15 protein-coding genes are annotated in these 16,617 nt (G+C 73.2%); 9 read left to right on the top strand and 6 right to left on the bottom strand.

Going from position 1 to position 16,617, the window contains the following annotated elements; translation table 11 throughout:
* Positions 1 to 174 precede the first annotated feature (174 nt).
* The 4 genes from ACIQE0_RS29240 to ACIQE0_RS29225 form a co-directional block, all read right to left on the bottom strand.
* The gene (locus ACIQE0_RS29240) at positions 175 to 1,110 is read right to left on the bottom strand and encodes an amino acid ABC transporter permease (protein WP_402337825.1); all 936 of its coding nucleotides are present in this window, start codon (positions 1,108 to 1,110) and stop codon (positions 175 to 177) included.
* An 82-nt stretch (positions 1,111 to 1,192) separates the two neighbouring features.
* Positions 1,193 to 1,840, bottom strand: coding sequence for an amino acid ABC transporter permease (locus ACIQE0_RS29235; RefSeq protein ID WP_384100042.1), 648 nt, complete (start codon positions 1,838 to 1,840; stop codon positions 1,193 to 1,195).
* A 163-nt stretch (positions 1,841 to 2,003) separates the two neighbouring features.
* Positions 2,004 to 2,915 (bottom strand): glutamate ABC transporter substrate-binding protein, encoded by a 912-nt coding sequence (locus ACIQE0_RS29230; RefSeq protein WP_402337821.1) that lies wholly within the window; start codon positions 2,913 to 2,915, stop codon positions 2,004 to 2,006.
* 92 nt (positions 2,916 to 3,007) lie between these two features.
* Positions 3,008 to 3,793, bottom strand: coding sequence for an amino acid ABC transporter ATP-binding protein (locus tag ACIQE0_RS29225; RefSeq protein ID WP_402337818.1), 786 nt, complete (start codon positions 3,791 to 3,793; stop codon positions 3,008 to 3,010).
* Between the two features lie 278 nt (positions 3,794 to 4,071).
* Here ACIQE0_RS29225 and ACIQE0_RS29220 point away from each other — a divergent pair, with 278 nt between their 5' ends.
* On the top strand, positions 4,072 to 4,803 hold the full coding sequence (locus ACIQE0_RS29220; RefSeq protein WP_402337815.1) for a response regulator transcription factor: 732 nt from the start codon (positions 4,072 to 4,074) through the stop codon (positions 4,801 to 4,803).
* Between the two features lie 16 nt (positions 4,804 to 4,819).
* Positions 4,820 to 6,232, top strand: coding sequence for a HAMP domain-containing sensor histidine kinase (locus ACIQE0_RS29215; RefSeq protein ID WP_366331674.1), 1,413 nt, complete (start codon positions 4,820 to 4,822; stop codon positions 6,230 to 6,232).
* A gap of 179 nt (positions 6,233 to 6,411) precedes the next feature.
* On the opposite strand, the gene ACIQE0_RS29210 is transcribed toward ACIQE0_RS29215, so the two are convergent.
* Positions 6,412 to 7,404, bottom strand: coding sequence for a TAXI family TRAP transporter solute-binding subunit (locus ACIQE0_RS29210; RefSeq protein WP_402337812.1), 993 nt, complete (start codon positions 7,402 to 7,404; stop codon positions 6,412 to 6,414).
* A 48-nt stretch (positions 7,405 to 7,452) separates the two neighbouring features.
* Positions 7,453 to 8,391: a LysR family transcriptional regulator gene (locus tag ACIQE0_RS29205; RefSeq protein WP_402337809.1), complete on the bottom strand. Its 939-nt coding sequence runs from the start codon at positions 8,389 to 8,391 to the stop codon at positions 7,453 to 7,455.
* Positions 8,392 to 8,510: 119 nt separating this feature from the next.
* Here ACIQE0_RS29205 and ACIQE0_RS29200 point away from each other — a divergent pair, with 119 nt between their 5' ends.
* The 7 genes from ACIQE0_RS29200 to ACIQE0_RS29170 all read left to right on the top strand — a co-directional run bounded on the left by ACIQE0_RS29200 (position 8,511) and on the right by ACIQE0_RS29170 (position 16,508).
* The gene (locus ACIQE0_RS29200) at positions 8,511 to 9,125 is read left to right on the top strand and encodes a maleylpyruvate isomerase family mycothiol-dependent enzyme (protein WP_402337807.1); all 615 of its coding nucleotides are present in this window, start codon (positions 8,511 to 8,513) and stop codon (positions 9,123 to 9,125) included.
* A 78-nt stretch (positions 9,126 to 9,203) separates the two neighbouring features.
* On the top strand, positions 9,204 to 10,727 hold the full coding sequence (gene miaB / locus ACIQE0_RS29195) for a tRNA (N6-isopentenyl adenosine(37)-C2)-methylthiotransferase MiaB (protein WP_402337805.1): 1,524 nt from the start codon (positions 9,204 to 9,206) through the stop codon (positions 10,725 to 10,727).
* 49 nt (positions 10,728 to 10,776) lie between these two features.
* Positions 10,777 to 11,499: a class III extradiol dioxygenase subunit B-like domain-containing protein gene (locus ACIQE0_RS29190; RefSeq protein ID WP_366331670.1), complete on the top strand. Its 723-nt coding sequence runs from the start codon at positions 10,777 to 10,779 to the stop codon at positions 11,497 to 11,499.
* A gap of 90 nt (positions 11,500 to 11,589) precedes the next feature.
* Positions 11,590 to 12,528, top strand: a complete 939-nt coding sequence (gene miaA / locus ACIQE0_RS29185) for a tRNA (adenosine(37)-N6)-dimethylallyltransferase MiaA (protein WP_402337802.1) — start codon at positions 11,590 to 11,592, stop codon at positions 12,526 to 12,528.
* A gap of 109 nt (positions 12,529 to 12,637) precedes the next feature.
* Positions 12,638 to 13,192: a hypothetical protein gene (locus ACIQE0_RS29180; protein WP_402337902.1), complete on the top strand. Its 555-nt coding sequence runs from the start codon at positions 12,638 to 12,640 to the stop codon at positions 13,190 to 13,192.
* A 62-nt stretch (positions 13,193 to 13,254) separates the two neighbouring features.
* Positions 13,255 to 14,133, top strand: a complete 879-nt coding sequence (dapF, locus tag ACIQE0_RS29175; protein WP_402337799.1) for a diaminopimelate epimerase — start codon at positions 13,255 to 13,257, stop codon at positions 14,131 to 14,133.
* Between the two features lie 221 nt (positions 14,134 to 14,354).
* Positions 14,355 to 16,508, top strand: a complete 2,154-nt coding sequence (locus ACIQE0_RS29170; RefSeq protein WP_402337796.1) for a RelA/SpoT family protein — start codon at positions 14,355 to 14,357, stop codon at positions 16,506 to 16,508.
* The last annotated feature ends 109 nt before the right edge of the window (positions 16,509 to 16,617 follow it).

Genomic DNA, 16,617 nt, shown 5'->3' with positions numbered 1-16,617 from the left:
TGGGGCCGGTGGTGCGTAGGGAGGGTGCGGGAACTGGCGGCGGGGGCCCGGTGCGTGATCACACAGCGTATGCAACCCACTGCGGCCGTCGGCGTCAAGTGACGGAGGCGGTGGCGCCGTTGCCACCGCCTCCGGACGGTCCGTCGTGGGCCGGCGTGCGACCGTGACCTCCCGTCAGTCCTTTGTGCCCGCCGGCGCCTCCGGGGCCGGACCCGCGGTCTCCGCGGCGTCGGCGGCCGCCACCGGCTCGGCGGCCGCGGCCACCGTGATGCCGGTCCGGGCCCGGCGCCCGCGCCGCTCGATCCATTGGGCCAGGGCGGACAGCGCCAGGCACATCGTCACGTAGATGCTGCCGATGACGATGATCACCGGGATGTAGGTGTCGTTCCCGTTGACGATGATGTTGGTGCTCATCAGCCGGGCGGTGTAGAGGAGTTCCTCGAAGGTGATGATGTAGCCGAGCGAGGTGTCCTTCAGGGTCACCACCAGCTGGCTGATGATGGTCGGCAGCATCGCCCGGACCGCCTGCGGGATGAGCACGGTCGTCATGACCTGCGTCTTGCTCATGCCGAGCGCGTAGGCGGCCTCCCGCTGGCCCTTGGGCACGGCGTTGATGCCGGACCGCAACATCTCGGCCTGCACCGAGCCGTTGTAGACCGTCAGCCCCGCGACCAGCGCCCAGAACTGCGGCTGGCTGCCGGTGAGCCCCAGCGCCTCACGGTTGGTGAGCAGGATGACCCACAGCGCGTAGATCGTGATCAGCAGCGGTACCGCGCGGAACAGCTCGACGAAGCCGGTGGCCAGCCAGCGGACCGGCTTGTGATCCGAGAGCCGGGCCACCGCCAGCAGCACTCCCAGCAGCAGCGACAGCACCGCCGCCACCGCGAAGACCTCAAGGGTCGTCAGCACGCCGTCGCGGATGCCGGTCCGCACCCCGGCGTAGTTGAAGATCCGCCAGACCGCCGGGTCCAGCTGCCCCTTGGCGTTCAGCCGGAGGACCGCGAAGGTCAGCAGTCCCGCCACCGCCAGCGCGCCGATGACGCTGTAGACGCGGTTGCGGGCCCTCGCCTTCGGCCCCGGCACGTCGTAGAGAACGCTCGCGCCACTCATGCCCTTACCTCGCTTCGTCCCGCCCCGCCGGTGTGCGGCGTCCGCGTCGTGTCGTTCCTGGTGTTCCGGCCGTCGAGTCCGCTCACCGGGCCACCTCCAGCCGGCGCTCCAGCAGCCGGAACAGGCCGCTGATCGCGAAGGTGATGACGAGGTAGGCGAGCGCGGTCCACAGGAAGATCCAGGCGATCGGGTAGCCCCGGTCGTTGAGCAGCTTGGAGACGTTGAACAGCTCGCCGTAGCCGAACGCGCCGGCGATCGCGGAGTTCTTGGTGAGCGCGATGATGATGCTGCTCAGCGGCGGGATCACGGTGCGGGTCGCCTGCGGCAGCACGACCAGGCGCAGTGTCTGGGCGAAGGTCATGCCCAGGCTGCGGGCCGCCTCCGCCTGGCCCAGCGGCACGGTGCCGATACCGGACCGCACCGCCTCGCACACGAACGAGGAGGTGTAGAAGCCGAGCGCCAACGTGGCCAGGATGTACGGGCTGGCCCCCTGGAAGAGGATCTGCGGGACGACGAAGAAGGCGACCAGGAAGAGCAGCGTCAGCGGCGTGTTGCGCAGCACCGTCACCCAGGCCGTGCCGAAGGCGCGCAGCGGCGGGACCGGAGAGACCCGGAAACCGGCTATGAGCACGCCGAGCACCAGCGCGAGCAGCGCGGCGGACACGGTGATCGCCAGGGTTCCGAGGAACCCGGCCCGGAACTCGGGCAGATAATCGAGGAGTACGTTCATGGGGTCTCCGCGGTAGCGGTCGGGTCGGCGGCGGGGAACGGCGGGGGCTGGGGGAGCTGCGCGACACCGCCCGCGGGGGTGCGGGTGCGGGAAGACAGCGCGCCCCGTACACCCGTCGCGGCGGGCGTACGGGGCGGCGCGGATCCGGTGTGAGGCAACCGGCTCAGTAGCGCGGCAGCGGCGTCTCCGGGGCGACGTAGGGCGACCCGGACTTGCCGAGGGTGCCGACGTACGCCTTCTTGTAGTCGCCGTTCTTGATGTGGTTCTCCAGCGCGGTGGTGATGGCGTCGCGCAGGGCCTTGTCGTCCTTGTTCAGGCCGACGCCGTAGGGCTCCTTGGTGAAGGGCTGCCCGACGACCTTGAGCTTCTCGGGGCGCTGGGCGGCGTAGCCCTTGAGGATCGCGTCGTCGGTGGTGACCGCGTCGACGGAGCCGTCCAGCAGGTTCTTCACGCAGTCCGAGTACTTCGACATCTCGCTGGTGACCGCGCCGTACTGCGGCTTCTTGATCTCCTGGAGCGGGGTGGAGCCGGCGATCGAGCAGACCTTCTTGCCCTTGAGAGCGTCCGGCCCGGTGATGTCCTTGTCGTCCTTGCGCACCAGGAGGTCGGCGCCGGCGGTGTAGTACGGGCCCGCGAAGCTGACCTGCTTCTTGCGCTCCTCGTTGATGGTGTACGTACCGACGTAGTAGTCGACCTGGCCCTTGGAGATGGTGGTCTCACGGACGTTGGAGTCGATGGTGTCGAACTTGATCTGCTTCTCGGAGAAGCCCAGGTCGGCGGCGATCATCTTGGCGATCTCGATGTCGAAGCCGGAGTACTTGTTGGTCGCCGGGTCCTTGAAGCCGAGGAACGGCTGGTCGGCCTTGACGCCGATGGTGATGTGGCCGGCCTTCTGGGCCCGCTTGAGCGCCGGCGAGTCGATGCTGACGCCCTTGGCGACCGTGTAGGTGCCGCTGTAGACGTCGGCGCCGGCCTGCTTGTCGCCCGCCGTGCCGGACTCGCCGCCGCACGCGGTCGCCGTCGCCGCCAGGGCGAGCACCACCGCAGCCGTGGTAGCCGTCTTGCGCATCCTCATGGTGAACATCCTTTGGTTCGGCGGGTATTGGCGGTCAGGGTGCCCAATGGCGGCCTTGGGTGGGGCCATCACACGGCCTTGGGTGGGGCCGTTCAGTGGTGGAGGATCTTCGACAGGAAGTCCTTCGCCCGGTCGCTGCGCGGGTTGTTGAAGAACTGGTTCGGCTCGGCCTCTTCGATGATCTTGCCGTCCGCCATGAAGACCACCCGGTTCGCCGCGGAGCGCGCGAACCCCATCTCGTGGGTGACCACGACCATCGTCATGCCGTCCCGGGCGAGTTGCTGCATGACCTCCAGCACCTCGTTGATCATCTCCGGGTCCAGCGCCGAGGTCGGCTCGTCGAAGAGCATCACCTTCGGGTCCATCGCCAGGGCGCGGGCGATCGCCACCCGCTGCTGCTGGCCGCCGGAGAGCTGTGCCGGGTACTTCTCCGCCTGGGCGCCGACGCCGACCCGGTCGAGCAGCGCCCGGGCCTTCTTCTCCGCGGTCGCCTTGTCCGTCCTGCGGACCTTGGTCTGGCCCAGCATCACGTTCTCCAGCACCGTCTTGTGTGCGAAGAGGTTGAAGGACTGGAACACCATGCCCACATCCGCGCGCAGCCGGGCCAGTTCACGGCCCTCCTGCGGCAGCGGCCTGCCGTCGATGCTGACACTGCCGGTGTCCACGGTCTCCAGGCGGTTGATGGTGCGGCAGAGCGTGGACTTGCCGGACCCGGAGGGCCCGATCACCACGACGACCTCGCCGCGCCGGATCGTCAGGTCGATGTCCTGGAGCACGTGCAGAGCGCCGAAGTGCTTGTTGACGTTGTCCAGGACGACCAGCGGGTCTCCCGTGGGCGCGGGACCCCCGGCGTTCTCGGTCACCGGTACTTCGCTCATCGGCGTACAGCTCCGTCCTCCTCGGTTGGGAGGACCCTAATGACGGCCCGCGACCAGCGTCATTACATCTGAGGGAGAATTGAGCATAACGATCCGGCCGCGCACAATAACTTTCGGTAAGAGTCGGGGGCGCGGCTCGGGCACGCCGGCCGACGGTATGCCGCCGGGGGTACCGGCTGGGTAACGGATGGCGTCCTGGAGGCGGCCACCTCTTGACGGGCGGGCCGCCCATCCCTGTAGATGCCCTGTGGCCCACGTGTACCGGGAGGAGGGGCCGAATGAGACTGCTGCTCGTCGAGGACGACGACCACGTCGCCGCGGCCCTGTCCGCGGTGCTGTCCCGGCACGGCCTGACCGTCGTGCACGCCCGCAGCGGCGAGGAGGCGCTCCAGGCGCTGCTGCCCGACGACGCCGAGCCGTTCGCCGTGGTGCTGCTCGACCTCGGGCTCCCCGACCAGGACGGCTTCGAGGTGTGCGGCCGGATCCGCCGGATCTGCTCGACCCCGGTCATCATGGTCACCGCGCGCTCCGACGTCCGCTCCCGGATACACGGCCTCAACCTCGGCGCCGACGACTACGTCGTCAAGCCCTACGACACCGGTGAGCTGCTGGCCCGTATCCACGCGGTGAGCCGGCGCAACGGCGCCACGGGGGGCGGCGGCGACCAGCCCGTCGAGGACGGCGCCCCCGCCGAGCCGCTGCGGCTCGGCACGGTCACCGTCGAACTCTCCACCCGCCAGGTGTCGGTGGGCGACGCGGTCGTCCCGCTCACCCGCAAGGAGTTCGACCTGCTGGCCCTGCTCGCACAGCGCCCCGGGGTGGTCTTCCGCCGGGAGCAGATCATCAGCGAGGTCTGGCGGACGAGTTGGGAGGGCACCGGCCGCACCCTGGAGGTGCACATCGCCTCGCTGCGCGCCAAGCTGCGCCTGCCGGCGCTGATCGAGACGGTGCGGGGCGTCGGCTACCGCCTGGTCGTGCCGGGCGCGGGCAGCCGGCCACCGGCCTCCTGACGGCTGCTGCGGGCCCGTGCGCACCCGACTTCTTCCGCTCCTCATCGTCCTGATGGCCGGTGTGCTGCTGGCGCTCGGCGTCCCGCTCGCCGTGATCACCGCCGGTGTGGAGCAGCAGAAGGCGGTGGTCGACCGGATCGACGACGCGGCCCGGTTCGCCTCCCTCGCCCAGTTCGTCACCACCCGCCCCGGCACCGCCGGCAGCAAGACCCCCGAGGAGGACGAGCGGCTGGCCGCCCTCCGGGCCGAACTCGCCCGCTACCACGAGCTCTACGGCATCCGCGCCGGTGTCTACTACCGCGACCGCACCCCGATGGCCAGGGCCCCGCGGGACCTGGCGGTGCCGACGTCCGGTGAGGGCGCCCAGGCGTTCAGCGAGGCGCTGGCCGGCCGCCGCAGCCACGACCCGCACCAGGTCTGGCCCTGGGACGACACCGGCCGGATACCGGTCTCCTCGCCCGTGATCCGGGACGGGGACGTGGTCGCGGTGGTCGTCACCGACTCGCCCACCGGGCAGATGCGGGCGCGCATCCTGCGCAGTTGGGCGCTGATCGCGGCGGGGGAGTGCGCGGCCATGCTGGTCGCGGTCGTCGCGGCGGTCCGGCTCACCGGCTGGGTGCTGCGGCCGGTCCGGGTGCTCGACGCGGCCAGCCACGAGATCGCCACCGGCCGGCTGAACGCCCGGGTCGCCGCCACGGCCGGGCCGCGCGAACTCCGCCGGCTAGCCCGCTCGTTCAACGAGATGGCCAACCATGTCGAGGATGTCCTGGAGCAGCAGCGCGCCTTCGTCGCCGACGCCTCCCACCAACTGCGCAACCCGCTCTCGGCGTTGCTGCTGCGGATCGAGCTGCTGGCCCTCGAACTCCCCGAGGGCAACGAGGAGATCGCCTCGGTCCGCACCGAGGGCAAGCGGCTGGCCCGGGTCCTGGACGACCTGCTGGACCTGGCGCTCGCCGAGCACTCCGCGGCCGATCTGAAGCTCCTCGACGTCGCGGCGCTGGCCGCCGAACGTGTCGACGCCTGGCGCCCGCTCGCCGAGGACAAGGGGGTCCGCCTCACGTACGAGGGGCGGCCCGCGGTCACCGGGTGGGCCGACCCGGTCGCGCTCTCCAGCGCCCTGGACGCGGTCGTCGACAACGCCCTGAAGTTCACCCCGGCCGGGGAGCCGGTCACGGTGGCGGTGGCCCCCGACGGCGCACGCGTCACCGTCACCGTCGCGGACCGCGGGCCGGGGCTGACCGAGGACGAACTGGCGCGGGTGGGCGACCGGTTCTGGCGCAGCAGCCGCCATCAGAACGTCTCCGGTTCCGGGCTCGGCCTGTCGATCACCCGCGCGCTGCTCGCCGCGGGCGGTGCCACCATCGGCTATGCGCCGCATCCGCCGCACGGCCTGGAGGTCACCGTCGCGGTGCCGCGCAGCGCGCCCTGAGTGCTCCGTGTCTGCCTCGGCTCACCGCGGCTCAATTCGCCTCGTCAGCTCGAGGCGACGCGACTCACCTCGACGCAACCCGGTTCAATGAGCGCGCCGCGCGGCCGCATTGCCCCGACATTGCACCGAGCGCGCGGCGGTGCAATGCGCGGAGCGGGTCCGGTGGATTGCACCGGGCGTCACTGCTTCACGGAGACGTAGTACCTCCGGGCACCCGCGTGCAGCGGCAGCGGATCGGTGAACACCGCCGTCCGCAGATCCACGTTCTGCGCCGCGTGCACCACGTGCCCGATCGCGTCCCGGCTGTCGATGACGGTCTTGGTGATCCCGAACGTCAGCTCCGCGTCCTCCCGGTCCGTGGTCACCAGCAGATTGGCCACCGCGATGGTCTTCACCGGCTGCCCGTTCTGGACGTGCGGGTAGGCGTCGGCGGGCATCACCGCCGCCCGGTAGTAGCGGGTCGGCGCGCCCTGCCGGTGCAGCGCCGGAATGAGGTCCCCCAGCTGCACCAGCCGCACCGGGTACCGCTGGGCCAGCCGCTGCAACGCCGTCGTCGGCAGCCCGCCCGACCAGAAGAAGGCGTCCAGGTCGTGCCGCTCCAGCATGTCCGGCATCCGGTCGATGCCCACCCGTACCGGGACGATGTCCTGCTCGAAGTCCAGCCCGGCCGCCAGCATCAGCCGCCGGGTGATCAGCTGGACGCCCGAGCCGTCGGCGCCGACGCCCACCCGCAGCCCCTTCAGGTCGCGGACCGAGCGCACCGGCGAGCCCCGGGGCACCACCAGCTGCATGTAGTCGTCGTAGAGCCGGGCGCAGGCCCGCAGCCGGTCCGCGCCGGGCTGGTTCCGGTCCTGGTAGTCGGCCACCGCGTCCGCCGTGGCGATGGTGAACGCCGCCCGCCCGGAGACCAGTCGGCGCAGATTGTCCAGGGAGCCCTCGCTGCGTTGCAGCCGCAGATCCACCTTCGGCAGGTCCCGCGCGAGATCGTCCTTGAGCAGTTCCCCGTAGCGCGCGTACACCCCGGTCGGCAGGCCGGTCGCCATCGTCACCCGTCCCCGGGGCACGGGGGGCGCGCCCGGCTGCACGAACCACAGCACCAGCCCGAGGAGGGCCAGGGCCGCGGCCGCGGCGGTCAGCGCCCGGCGGCGGCCGGGTCCAGGGAGCGTTGCCATGGGCGGGATCCTGCCACCCCGGACGCGCCGGCGGGAGGGGGTGGGAGGTTACGGCTTCGCCGCCGTCCGGACACCGGGCCCGCCCGCTGTTCCCAAGGCCGACCGCAGTCTGTCCAGCAGCGCTCTGGCCGCCGGTCCGGCCGGTCCTTCCGCCCGCCAGGCCAATGCAATTCGGCCACGCGGCCGCGCCCCGCTGAAGGCCAGCGTCCGCAGTCCGGCACCGGCCGCCGCGGCGGGCAGCGGGATCACCGCCACGCCGAGACCGCGGGCCGCGAGCCCGGCGAGCAGCTGCGGCGCGGCCGCCTCGAACGCGATCCGCGGCCGGAAACCGGCCGCCGCGCAGGCCCGTTCCAGCGCCCCGCGGGTCCCGGTGCCGCGCGGCAGACTGATCAGAGGGCGGTCGCGCAGCGCGGCCAGCGGGATCCGCCCGCCGTCCGCGGACGCCAGCAGCTCGCTGTCCGGGGCGACCGCCGCCACCAGCGGCTCGTCGACCACGATCTGGAACGCCAGCCCCGCCGGCGGCTCGGTGTCGGCGGTCCCCAGCAGCGCCATGTCCAACTCGCCGCACTGGAGCGCGGCGAGCAACCGCTCCGAACTGTCCGCGGCGAGCGCGACGTCCACCCGGGGATGCGCGTCGTGGAAGTCCGCCAGCAGGGACACCACCTCGTTCTCCCGCTCCGGGGCGGCCCCCGACACCAGCCCGAGGGTGACCTGGCCGCGCAGCAGCCCGGTGAACTCCGCCACCGTCTGCCGGGCGCCCTCCACGGCGGCCAGCGCGGCCCGGGCGTACGGCAGTACCGCCGCGCCCACCTCGGTCAGCGTCACCGACCGTCCCGAGCGGTCCAGCAGCGGCTGCCCCAGCTCCCGTTCGAGGTGCCGGACCTGCGCGCTGACCCCCGGCTGCGCCAGGTGCAAACGGGCCGCGGCCCGGGTGAAGTTGGCCTCCTCCGCCACCGCGACGAAGTACTGCAACTGCCGAAGCTCCATAACCGCGAATTCTAGGTACGAGAAGGCCAAACTCTTGGACTTATGGCGGTGCCGGCCAAGATCCTGGAGGTCGCACGGCCCGCCGGCCCACGGGGCCGGACCGCACACGGGGAGGAACGATGGACATCCGGGCCGCGATCGCCGCCGAACGCCGCGAACTGGCCGACCTGTTGGACACCCTCACGCCCGAGCAGTGGGACGCGCCCTCCCTGTGCACGGGCTGGCGGGTGCGGGAGGTCGCCGCCCATATGTCCCTGGGATTCCGCCACTCCTTCCCCCGGGTCGCCGCCGAGCTGCTCAAGGCCCGCGGCCTGCACCGGATGACCGACCGGCTGGCCCGCAAGGACGCCGCCGCCCTCCCGCCGGCCGCCCTCGCCGCGGCCCTGAGGGAGCACGCGCACCACCCCTGGACCCCGCCGGTCGGCGGCTTCGCGGCGGCCCTGGGCCATGACGTGGTCCACGGCCTCGACATCGCCGTCCCGCTCGGCCTGGACCGCCGCGTCCCCGAGGACCGGCTGCGCGTACTGCTCGACGGCCTCACCCCGCGCGGCATGCGGTTCTTCGGCGTCGACCTCGACGGCGTGGCCCTGCACGCCGACGACCTCGACTGGTCCTTCGGCACCGGGACCCCGCTCCGCGGCACCGCCCAGGACCTCCTCCTGGTCGCCTTCGGACGGAAGCTCCCGCCGGGCCGCCTGCACGGCGCACCGCAGGCCCGCTTCGCCGCGGCGTGACGCCCGGTCCGCCCCCGGCGGCACCGTCCCGAGCGGTCGGCCGCGAAGCGCCCCGCCGGGAGCCCGTACCCTGGACGGGTGAGCGGTAACGACGTGGCCGGCGGAGCAGTGGCGGAAGTGAAAACGTACGAGGTGCGCACCTACGGGTGCCAGATGAACGTCCATGATTCCGAGCGGCTCTCGGGCCTCTTGGAGGACGCGGGCTACGTACGGGCCCCCGAGGGCACCGGCGAGGGCGAGGCGGATGTCGTCGTCTTCAACACCTGTGCGGTGCGGGAGAACGCCGACAACCGGCTGTACGGCAACCTCGGCCGGCTCGCGCCGATGAAGGCCCGGCGCCCCGGTATGCAGATCGCGGTCGGCGGCTGCCTGGCCCAGAAGGACCGCGACACCATCGTCAAGAAGGCGCCCTGGGTGGACGTCGTCTTCGGCACGCACAACATCGGCAAGCTGCCGGTTCTCCTGGAGCGCGCCCGCGTCCAGGAGGAGGCGCAGGTCGAGATCGCCGAATCGCTGGAGGCGTTCCCCTCCACGCTGCCGACCCGCCGCGAGAGCGCCTACGCGGCCTGGGTCTCCATCTCCGTCGGCTGCAACAACACCTGCACCTTCTGCATCGTCCCGGCCCTGCGCGGCAAGGAGAAGGACCGCCGCCCCGGCGAGATCCTCGCCGAGGTCGAGGCGCTGGTCGCCGAGGGCGTCTCCGAGATCACCCTGCTCGGCCAGAACGTCAACGCCTACGGCTCCGACATGGGCGACCGCGAGGCGTTCAGCAAGCTGCTGCGGGCCTGCGGCGCGATCGAGGGGCTGGAGCGCGTGCGCTTCACCTCCCCGCACCCGCGCGACTTCACCGACGACGTGATCGCGGCGATGGCCGAGACGCCCAACGTGATGCCGCAGCTCCACATGCCGCTGCAGTCGGGTTCGGACACCGTTCTGAAGGCGATGCGCCGCTCGTACCGCCAGGAGCGCTACCTCGGCATCATCGAGAAGGTGCGCGCCGCCATCCCGCACGCGGCGATCACCACCGACATCATCGTCGGCTTCCCCGGCGAGACCGAGGAGGACTTCGAGCAGACCCTGCACGTCGTCCGCGAGGCCCGCTTCGCCCAGGCATTCACCTTCCAGTACTCCAAGCGGCCCGGCACCCCGGCCGCCGAGATGGCCGACCAGATCCCCAAGGAGGTCGTGCAGGCCCGCTACGAGCGCCTGGTCGCCCTCCAGGAGGAGATCTCCTGGGAGGAGAACAAGAAGCAGGTCGGCCGCACCCTGGAGCTGATGGTCGCGGAGGGCGAGGGCCGCAAGGACGACGCCACCCACCGGCTCTCCGGCCGCGGCGCCGACAACCGCCTGGTCCACTTCACCAAGCCGGACGAGCCGGTGCGCCCCGGCGACGTGGTCACCGTCGAGGTCACCTACGCCGCCCCGCACCACCTCCTCGCCGAGGGCCCCGTCCTGGGCGTGCGCCGCACTCGCGCGGGCGACGCCTGGGAGAAGCGGACCGCGGCGGAGGCCGCCAAGCCGGCCGGGGTGCTGCTCGGCCTGCCGAAGGTCGGCGTCCCCGCGCCGCTGCCGGCCGCCACGACCGGCTGCGGCAGCGACTGACCCGGCCGCCCGCCCACCAGGGCGGCGGCCCGGGCGTTACGCTGCGCGCATGCTCGTAGCCGCCGCTCTCTGCCCCTGTCCGCCGTTGCTCGTCCCCGAGGTCGCCGCCGGTGCCGCACCGGAGCTCGAACCGGTGCGGGCCGCCTGCCTCGACGCGGTCGGAGTGCTCGCCGCGGCCCGCCCGGACCGGCTGGTGGTGCTCGGCCCGGTCGCCGACGGGGCCGACGCGGCACGGTATCCGCAGGGCGCCCCCGGCTCGTTCCGCGGCTTCGGCGTCGACCTCGACGTGACGCTGGGGCCCGCGGGGCCGCAGCAGTCGGCGTCCGGACCGCAGCTCCCGCCCTCGCTCGCCGTCGGCGCCTGGCTGCTGTCCCGTACGGCGTGGGCCGATGCGCCCGTGGAGGCGGTGGGCGTGGCCGAGGCGCTGCCCCGCGACCGCTGCCTGTCGCTGGGCCGGGAGCTGGGCGGTTCCGCGTCCAGGGTGGCGCTGCTGGTGCTCGGCGACGGCAGCGCCCGTCGCTCGGTCAAGGCGCCCGGCTACTTCGACGACCGGGCCGAGGCGTTCGACGCGGGCGCGGCCCGCGCCCTGGGCGCCGCCGACACCGAGGCGCTGGCCGCCCTGGACGAGGCCCTCGCCGCCGACCTCCTGGCCTCCGGACGGTCCTGCTGGCAGGTCCTGGCGGGCGCCGCCGAGGACGCCGGCCTGCGTGGCCAACTGCTGCGCGAGGAAGCCCCGTACGGGGTCGGGTACGTCGTGGCGGCCTGGTCGTAGCCGGTGCGCGGCGGAGGCCCGGCGGCGCCGTCGGTGCCCCGTCACGCCACTGGTTCGAGAGGACGCCGTGGGGTTTGCGAGACTGGCGGGGTGAACACCGTCGCCCCCGCTCCGCGGGTCATCGCCGTCGTCGGCCCCACCGCGGCCGGAAAGTCCGACCTGGGCGTCGCGCTCGCCCAGCACCTGGGCGGCGAGGTCATCAACGCCGACTCGATGCAGCTCTACCGGGGCATGGACATCGGCACCGCCAAACTCACCCCCGAGGAGCGGCAGGGCGTCCCGCACCACCTCCTCGACGTCTGGGACGTCACCCGCAAGGCCAACGTCGCCGAGTACCAGCGGCTGGCCCGTGCCGAGATCGACCGGCTGCTGGCCCAGGGCCGCACCCCGGTCCTGGTCGGCGGCTCCGGCCTCTACGTCCGCGGTGCCCTGGACGCCCTGGAGTTCCCCGGCACCGACCCCGCCGTCCGAGCCCGCCTGGAGGCCGAGCTCGCCGAGCTGGGCAGCGGCGCCCTGCACGCCCGGCTCGCCGCCGCCGACCCCGAGGCCGCCCGCGCCATCCTGGCCGGCAACGGCCGCCGGATCGTGCGCGCCCTGGAGGTCATCGAGATCACCGGCCGCCCGTTCACCGCCAACCTCCCCAACCACGAAGCGGTCTACGACACCCTCCAGATCGGCGTGGACGTCGAGCGCCCCGAGCTCGACGAGCGGATCGCGACCCGGGTCGACCGGATGTGGGAGGCCGGCCTGGTCGACGAGGTGCGCCGGCTGGAGGGCGAGGGGCTGCGCGAGGGCCTCACCGCCTCGCGGGCGCTGGGCTACCAGCAGGTGCTCGCCCACCTGGCGGGGGAGTGCACCGAGCAGCAGGCGCGGGACGAGACGGTGCGCGCCACCAAGCGCTTCGCGCGCCGCCAGGACTCGTGGTTCCGCCGCGACCCGCGGGTCCATTGGCTCAGCGGCGCCGCGGAGTGCCGGGCCGAGCTCCCCGCCCAGGCGCTGGCGTTGCTCGAACGACCGGTCACAGCCTGATCACGTCATGGCATCGGGACGCTCCGGCCGTCATCCGGGCTCCTGAGAGCGTGTCATCATCGACCATCGATCGAGGCGTGCAATCTGGCAGTGGGGAGGGCGCGTGGCAATGGAGGCCGGCCCTCGCAACAGAGCCCAGCAACCGGACCGGGACGGCACCGGGACGGTACCGCCGGCCCCGGACGGCCGGGCGGTCCACGACACCCACCACGAGCCGCACGACCGCGTCCACGCACCCGACGACGGCATCCCGAGCGGCCACCCGGCCACCCTCGACGCCTCGGACGGCCCCGATGCGGAGCCGTCCCCGGCCCCCGGGGGCGGGGAGTCCTTCCGCGACCTGCGCCCGCCCCGGCGGCTGCGGTTGTGGCAGCTCGCGCCGATCGTGGCGCTGGCCGCCCTCGGCTCGCTGATGTTCGCCTTCCCGCTGGCCTTCGAGTTCGGCGGCGACGGCGGTGCGGTGATCGCGATGCTCGGTCTGCTGCTGTGCTGCTGTGCGGCCGGCGCCGGCATGATGGCGGCCCGCCGGGTCGGCTACACCTGGCCCGGCCTGCCGGTCCGCGGTTCCGGGCGCCGCGCCAGCTGGCGGGTGGTGCTGCTGTACGCGGCGGTTCTCGCCGTCCTCGCCGCCCTGGCCATCTGGCGGGTGGCCCGCCTCCGCTGAGGCGCTGCTCACCGGCCCCGCCCCGTCCGGCGGCCGCTCCGAGGTCCCCGTAGGATTCAGGAGTGACCAGCACGCAGCACCTCGCCTTCCTCAAGGGCCACGGCACCGAGAACGACTTCGTGATCGTCCCGGATCCGGACGGCCGGCTCGACCTTCCCGCGGCGTCCGTCGCCCGGATCTGCGACCGCCGCGCCGGCGTGGGCGGCGACGGCCTGCTGCGCGTGGTCCGGTCGGCCGCGCACCCGGAGGCCCGGGCGATGGCCGACGAGGCCGAGTGGTTCATGGACTACCGCAACAGCGACGGTTCGATCGCGGAGATGTGCGGCAACGGCGTCCGGGTCTTCGCCCGGTACCTCCTGCACGCCGGACTGGTCGAGGCCGGCGATCTGGTGATCGCCACCCGCGCCGGGGTGCGCCGGGTCCACCTCGCCAAGACCGGTGACGTCACGGTCTCCATGGGGCGCGCCGCGCTCCCCGAGGAGGGCGTGGTGGTCGAGGTCGGCGGGCGCAGCTGGCCGGCCCGCAACGTCAACATGGGCAATCCGCACGCCGTCGCGTTCGTCGAGGACCTCGCGCACGCCGGTGAGCTGCGCACGCAGCCGCAGTTCAGCCCGGCCGCGGTGTATCCGGAGGGCGTCAACGTCGAGTTCGTCGTGGACCGCGGCCCGCGCCATGTGGCGATGCGGGTGCACGAGCGCGGCTCCGGCGAGACCCGGTCCTGCGGCACCGGCGCCTGCGCGGTGGCCGTCGCCACCGCCCGCCGGGACGGCCTGGACCCGGCCATGACCGGCACCCCGGTGACCTACACCGTCGACGTGCTCGGCGGCAGCCTGGCCATCACCGAGCTGCCGGACGGCACGGTCGAGATGACCGGTCCGGCCGTGATCGTCGCCGAGGGCGTCCTCGCGCCGGAGTGGCTGGCCGGCGCGCTCGCCGGCTGACGGGCTCCGGCGGAAGGCGCCGGAGCACGCCCCTCGCCCAGGGGAAGCGGTTTCGGAGAGAAGAAACGATTCCGGCCAGAAACCTCCCTCTAATGGGTGGTCCGATTCACGCTGGGCGAGAGGCAGACAGCTCTGCGTGATGGGCTCGGTAGCATCAAGCACCGGCCCGGGCGCCCGAACTGACGGCGCCGCACCGCCGGTCGACGCCGCCGGAGGTGCCCATGAGCGCAGAGGCCACGAACCCTGGTAACCCCCAAGCAGCCGGCCGCCGGCGTGCCGGCCCCCGGCCGGCGCTGCGGGGGTTGCGCCGCATCGGCCGCGCGGCACTGCTCGGCCCGGCCCCCCGCGACGGCCTCCCGGACGCCCTGGAACACGTCGCCAAGGTGCACCGCCGCCACCATCCCGCCGCCGACCTGGACATCCTCAGCAAGGCGTACCAGCTCGCCGAGTCCTCGCACCGCGGCCAGCTGCGCAAGAGCGGTGAGCCGTACATCACCCACCCGCTCGCGGTCACCCTGATCCTGGCCGAACTGGGCGCGGAGACCACGGCGTTGACCGCCTCGCTGCTCCACGACACCGTCGAGGACACCGAGGTGACGCTTGATCAGGTCCGGGCGGAGTTCGGCGCCGAGGTCTGCTATCTGGTCGACGGCGTCACCAAGTTGGAGAAGGTCGACTACGGCGCGGCCGCCGAGCCGGAGACCTTCCGCAAGATGCTGGTCGCCACCGGCAGCGACGTGCGGGTGATGTCCATCAAGCTCGCCGACCGGCTGCACAACATGCGCACCCTCGGCGTGATGCGTCCGGACAAGCAGGCCCGGATCGCCTCGGTCACCCGCGACGTCCTCATCCCGCTCGCCGAACGCCTCGGCGTGCAGGCGCTCAAGACCGAGCTGGAGGACCTGGTCTTCGCGGTCCTGCACCCCGAGGAGTACGCCGAGACCCGGGAGTTGGTGGCGTCGTACACCGGCCGGCCCGATCCGCTCGCCGCGATCGCCGAGCGGGCCCGGGCGCTGCTGGCGGATGCCGGTGTCGACGCCCAAGTCCTGGTCCGGTCACGGCACTTCGTCTCCGTGCACCGGGTCCTGCTGGCGCGCGGTCGGCTCACCGGCGCGGACCTCGGCCGGCTGCTGGTCCTGGTGGGCGAGGACGCCGACTGCTACGCCGTCCTGGGGGAGCTGCACACCTGCTTCACCCCGGTGGTCTCGGAGTTCAAGGACTTCATCGCGACCCCCAAGTTCAACCTCTACCAGTCGCTGCACACCGCCATCACCGGTACGGGCGGCGAGATCGCCGAGGTGCTGATCCGCACCCACCGGATGCACCGGGTCGCCGAGGCCGGAGTGATCGCCCTGGGCAACCCGTACGCCCCCACCGACGGCGCGGACGCCCCCGAGGGCGAGCGGGCCGACCCGACCCGCCCCGGATGGCTCGACCGGCTGCTGGAGTGGCAGCGCACCACCCCCGACCCGGACACCTTCTGGACCTCGCTGCGCGACGACCTCGCCCAGGAGGGGGAGATCACCGTCTTCTGTACCGACGTCACCGCGGACGGCCCCGGCACCCCCATCGGGCTGCCCGCCGGGGCGAGTTGTGTGGACGCCGCCTACGCCCGGCACGGCGAGGCCGCGCACGGCTGCATCGGCGCCCGGGTCAACGGCCGCCTCGCCACCCTCGGCACGGTCCTGCACGACGGCGACCGCCTCCACCTGCTGATGGCCCAGGACTCCGCCGGCCCCTCGCCGGAGTGGCTGGACCGGGCCCGGACACCGGCCGCCCGGCTCGCCATCTCCCGGTGGCTGGCCCGGCCCCAGGGCCCCGGTGAGCCGGCCGCCGCGCCCGCCGGCCGCCGCAGCGAACGCCGCCGGACGCCGGCCCACCGCCCCGCCGGCCCGGACCGCGCACCGGCCGCCTCCGGCCTGGCGGTGGCCGATCTGCCCGGTGCCACCGTCCGGCTGGCCGGCTGCTGCACCCCGGTGCCGCCGGACACCGTCACCGGCTTCGCGGTCCGCGGCGGCACGGTCACCGTGCACCGCGTGCTGTGCCCCGCGGTGGCCAGGATGGCGGCGATGGGCCGGCAGCCGGTCGGGGTGCACTGGCGGGGCGTGGGCACGGGCGGCCCCGGCTACCGGGTGACGCTGCTGGCCGAGGCGTTCAGCCGGCCGCATCTGCTGCCCGATCTCACCGAGGCGATCGCCGCCCAGGGCGCCGCGGTGGTCTCCGCGGCCGTGGAACCCCCGCACGAGCAACTGGTCCGGCACACCTACACCCTCCATCTGCCCAACGCCGCCGGACTGCCCTCCCTGATGCGCGCGATGCGTCAGGTGCCCGGCGTCTTCGACGTGATCCGGGCCGCGACGACCGTGCGTTCCTAGGGCCACACTCCCCTCTGCCGTCCGACAGGGCCCAAGTCCTGCCGAGGGGCTGCCCGACGAGGCCGCGCGGTCGAGGTCAGACCGGGCGGGCGCAAGCCGGATGGCACCG

It is taken from the genome of Streptomyces sp. NPDC093097, from assembly GCF_044754325.1.
Classification (GTDB): Bacteria; Actinomycetota; Actinomycetes; order Streptomycetales; family Streptomycetaceae; genus Streptomyces.
This window is presented reverse-complemented; position numbering and strand designations above follow the sequence as displayed.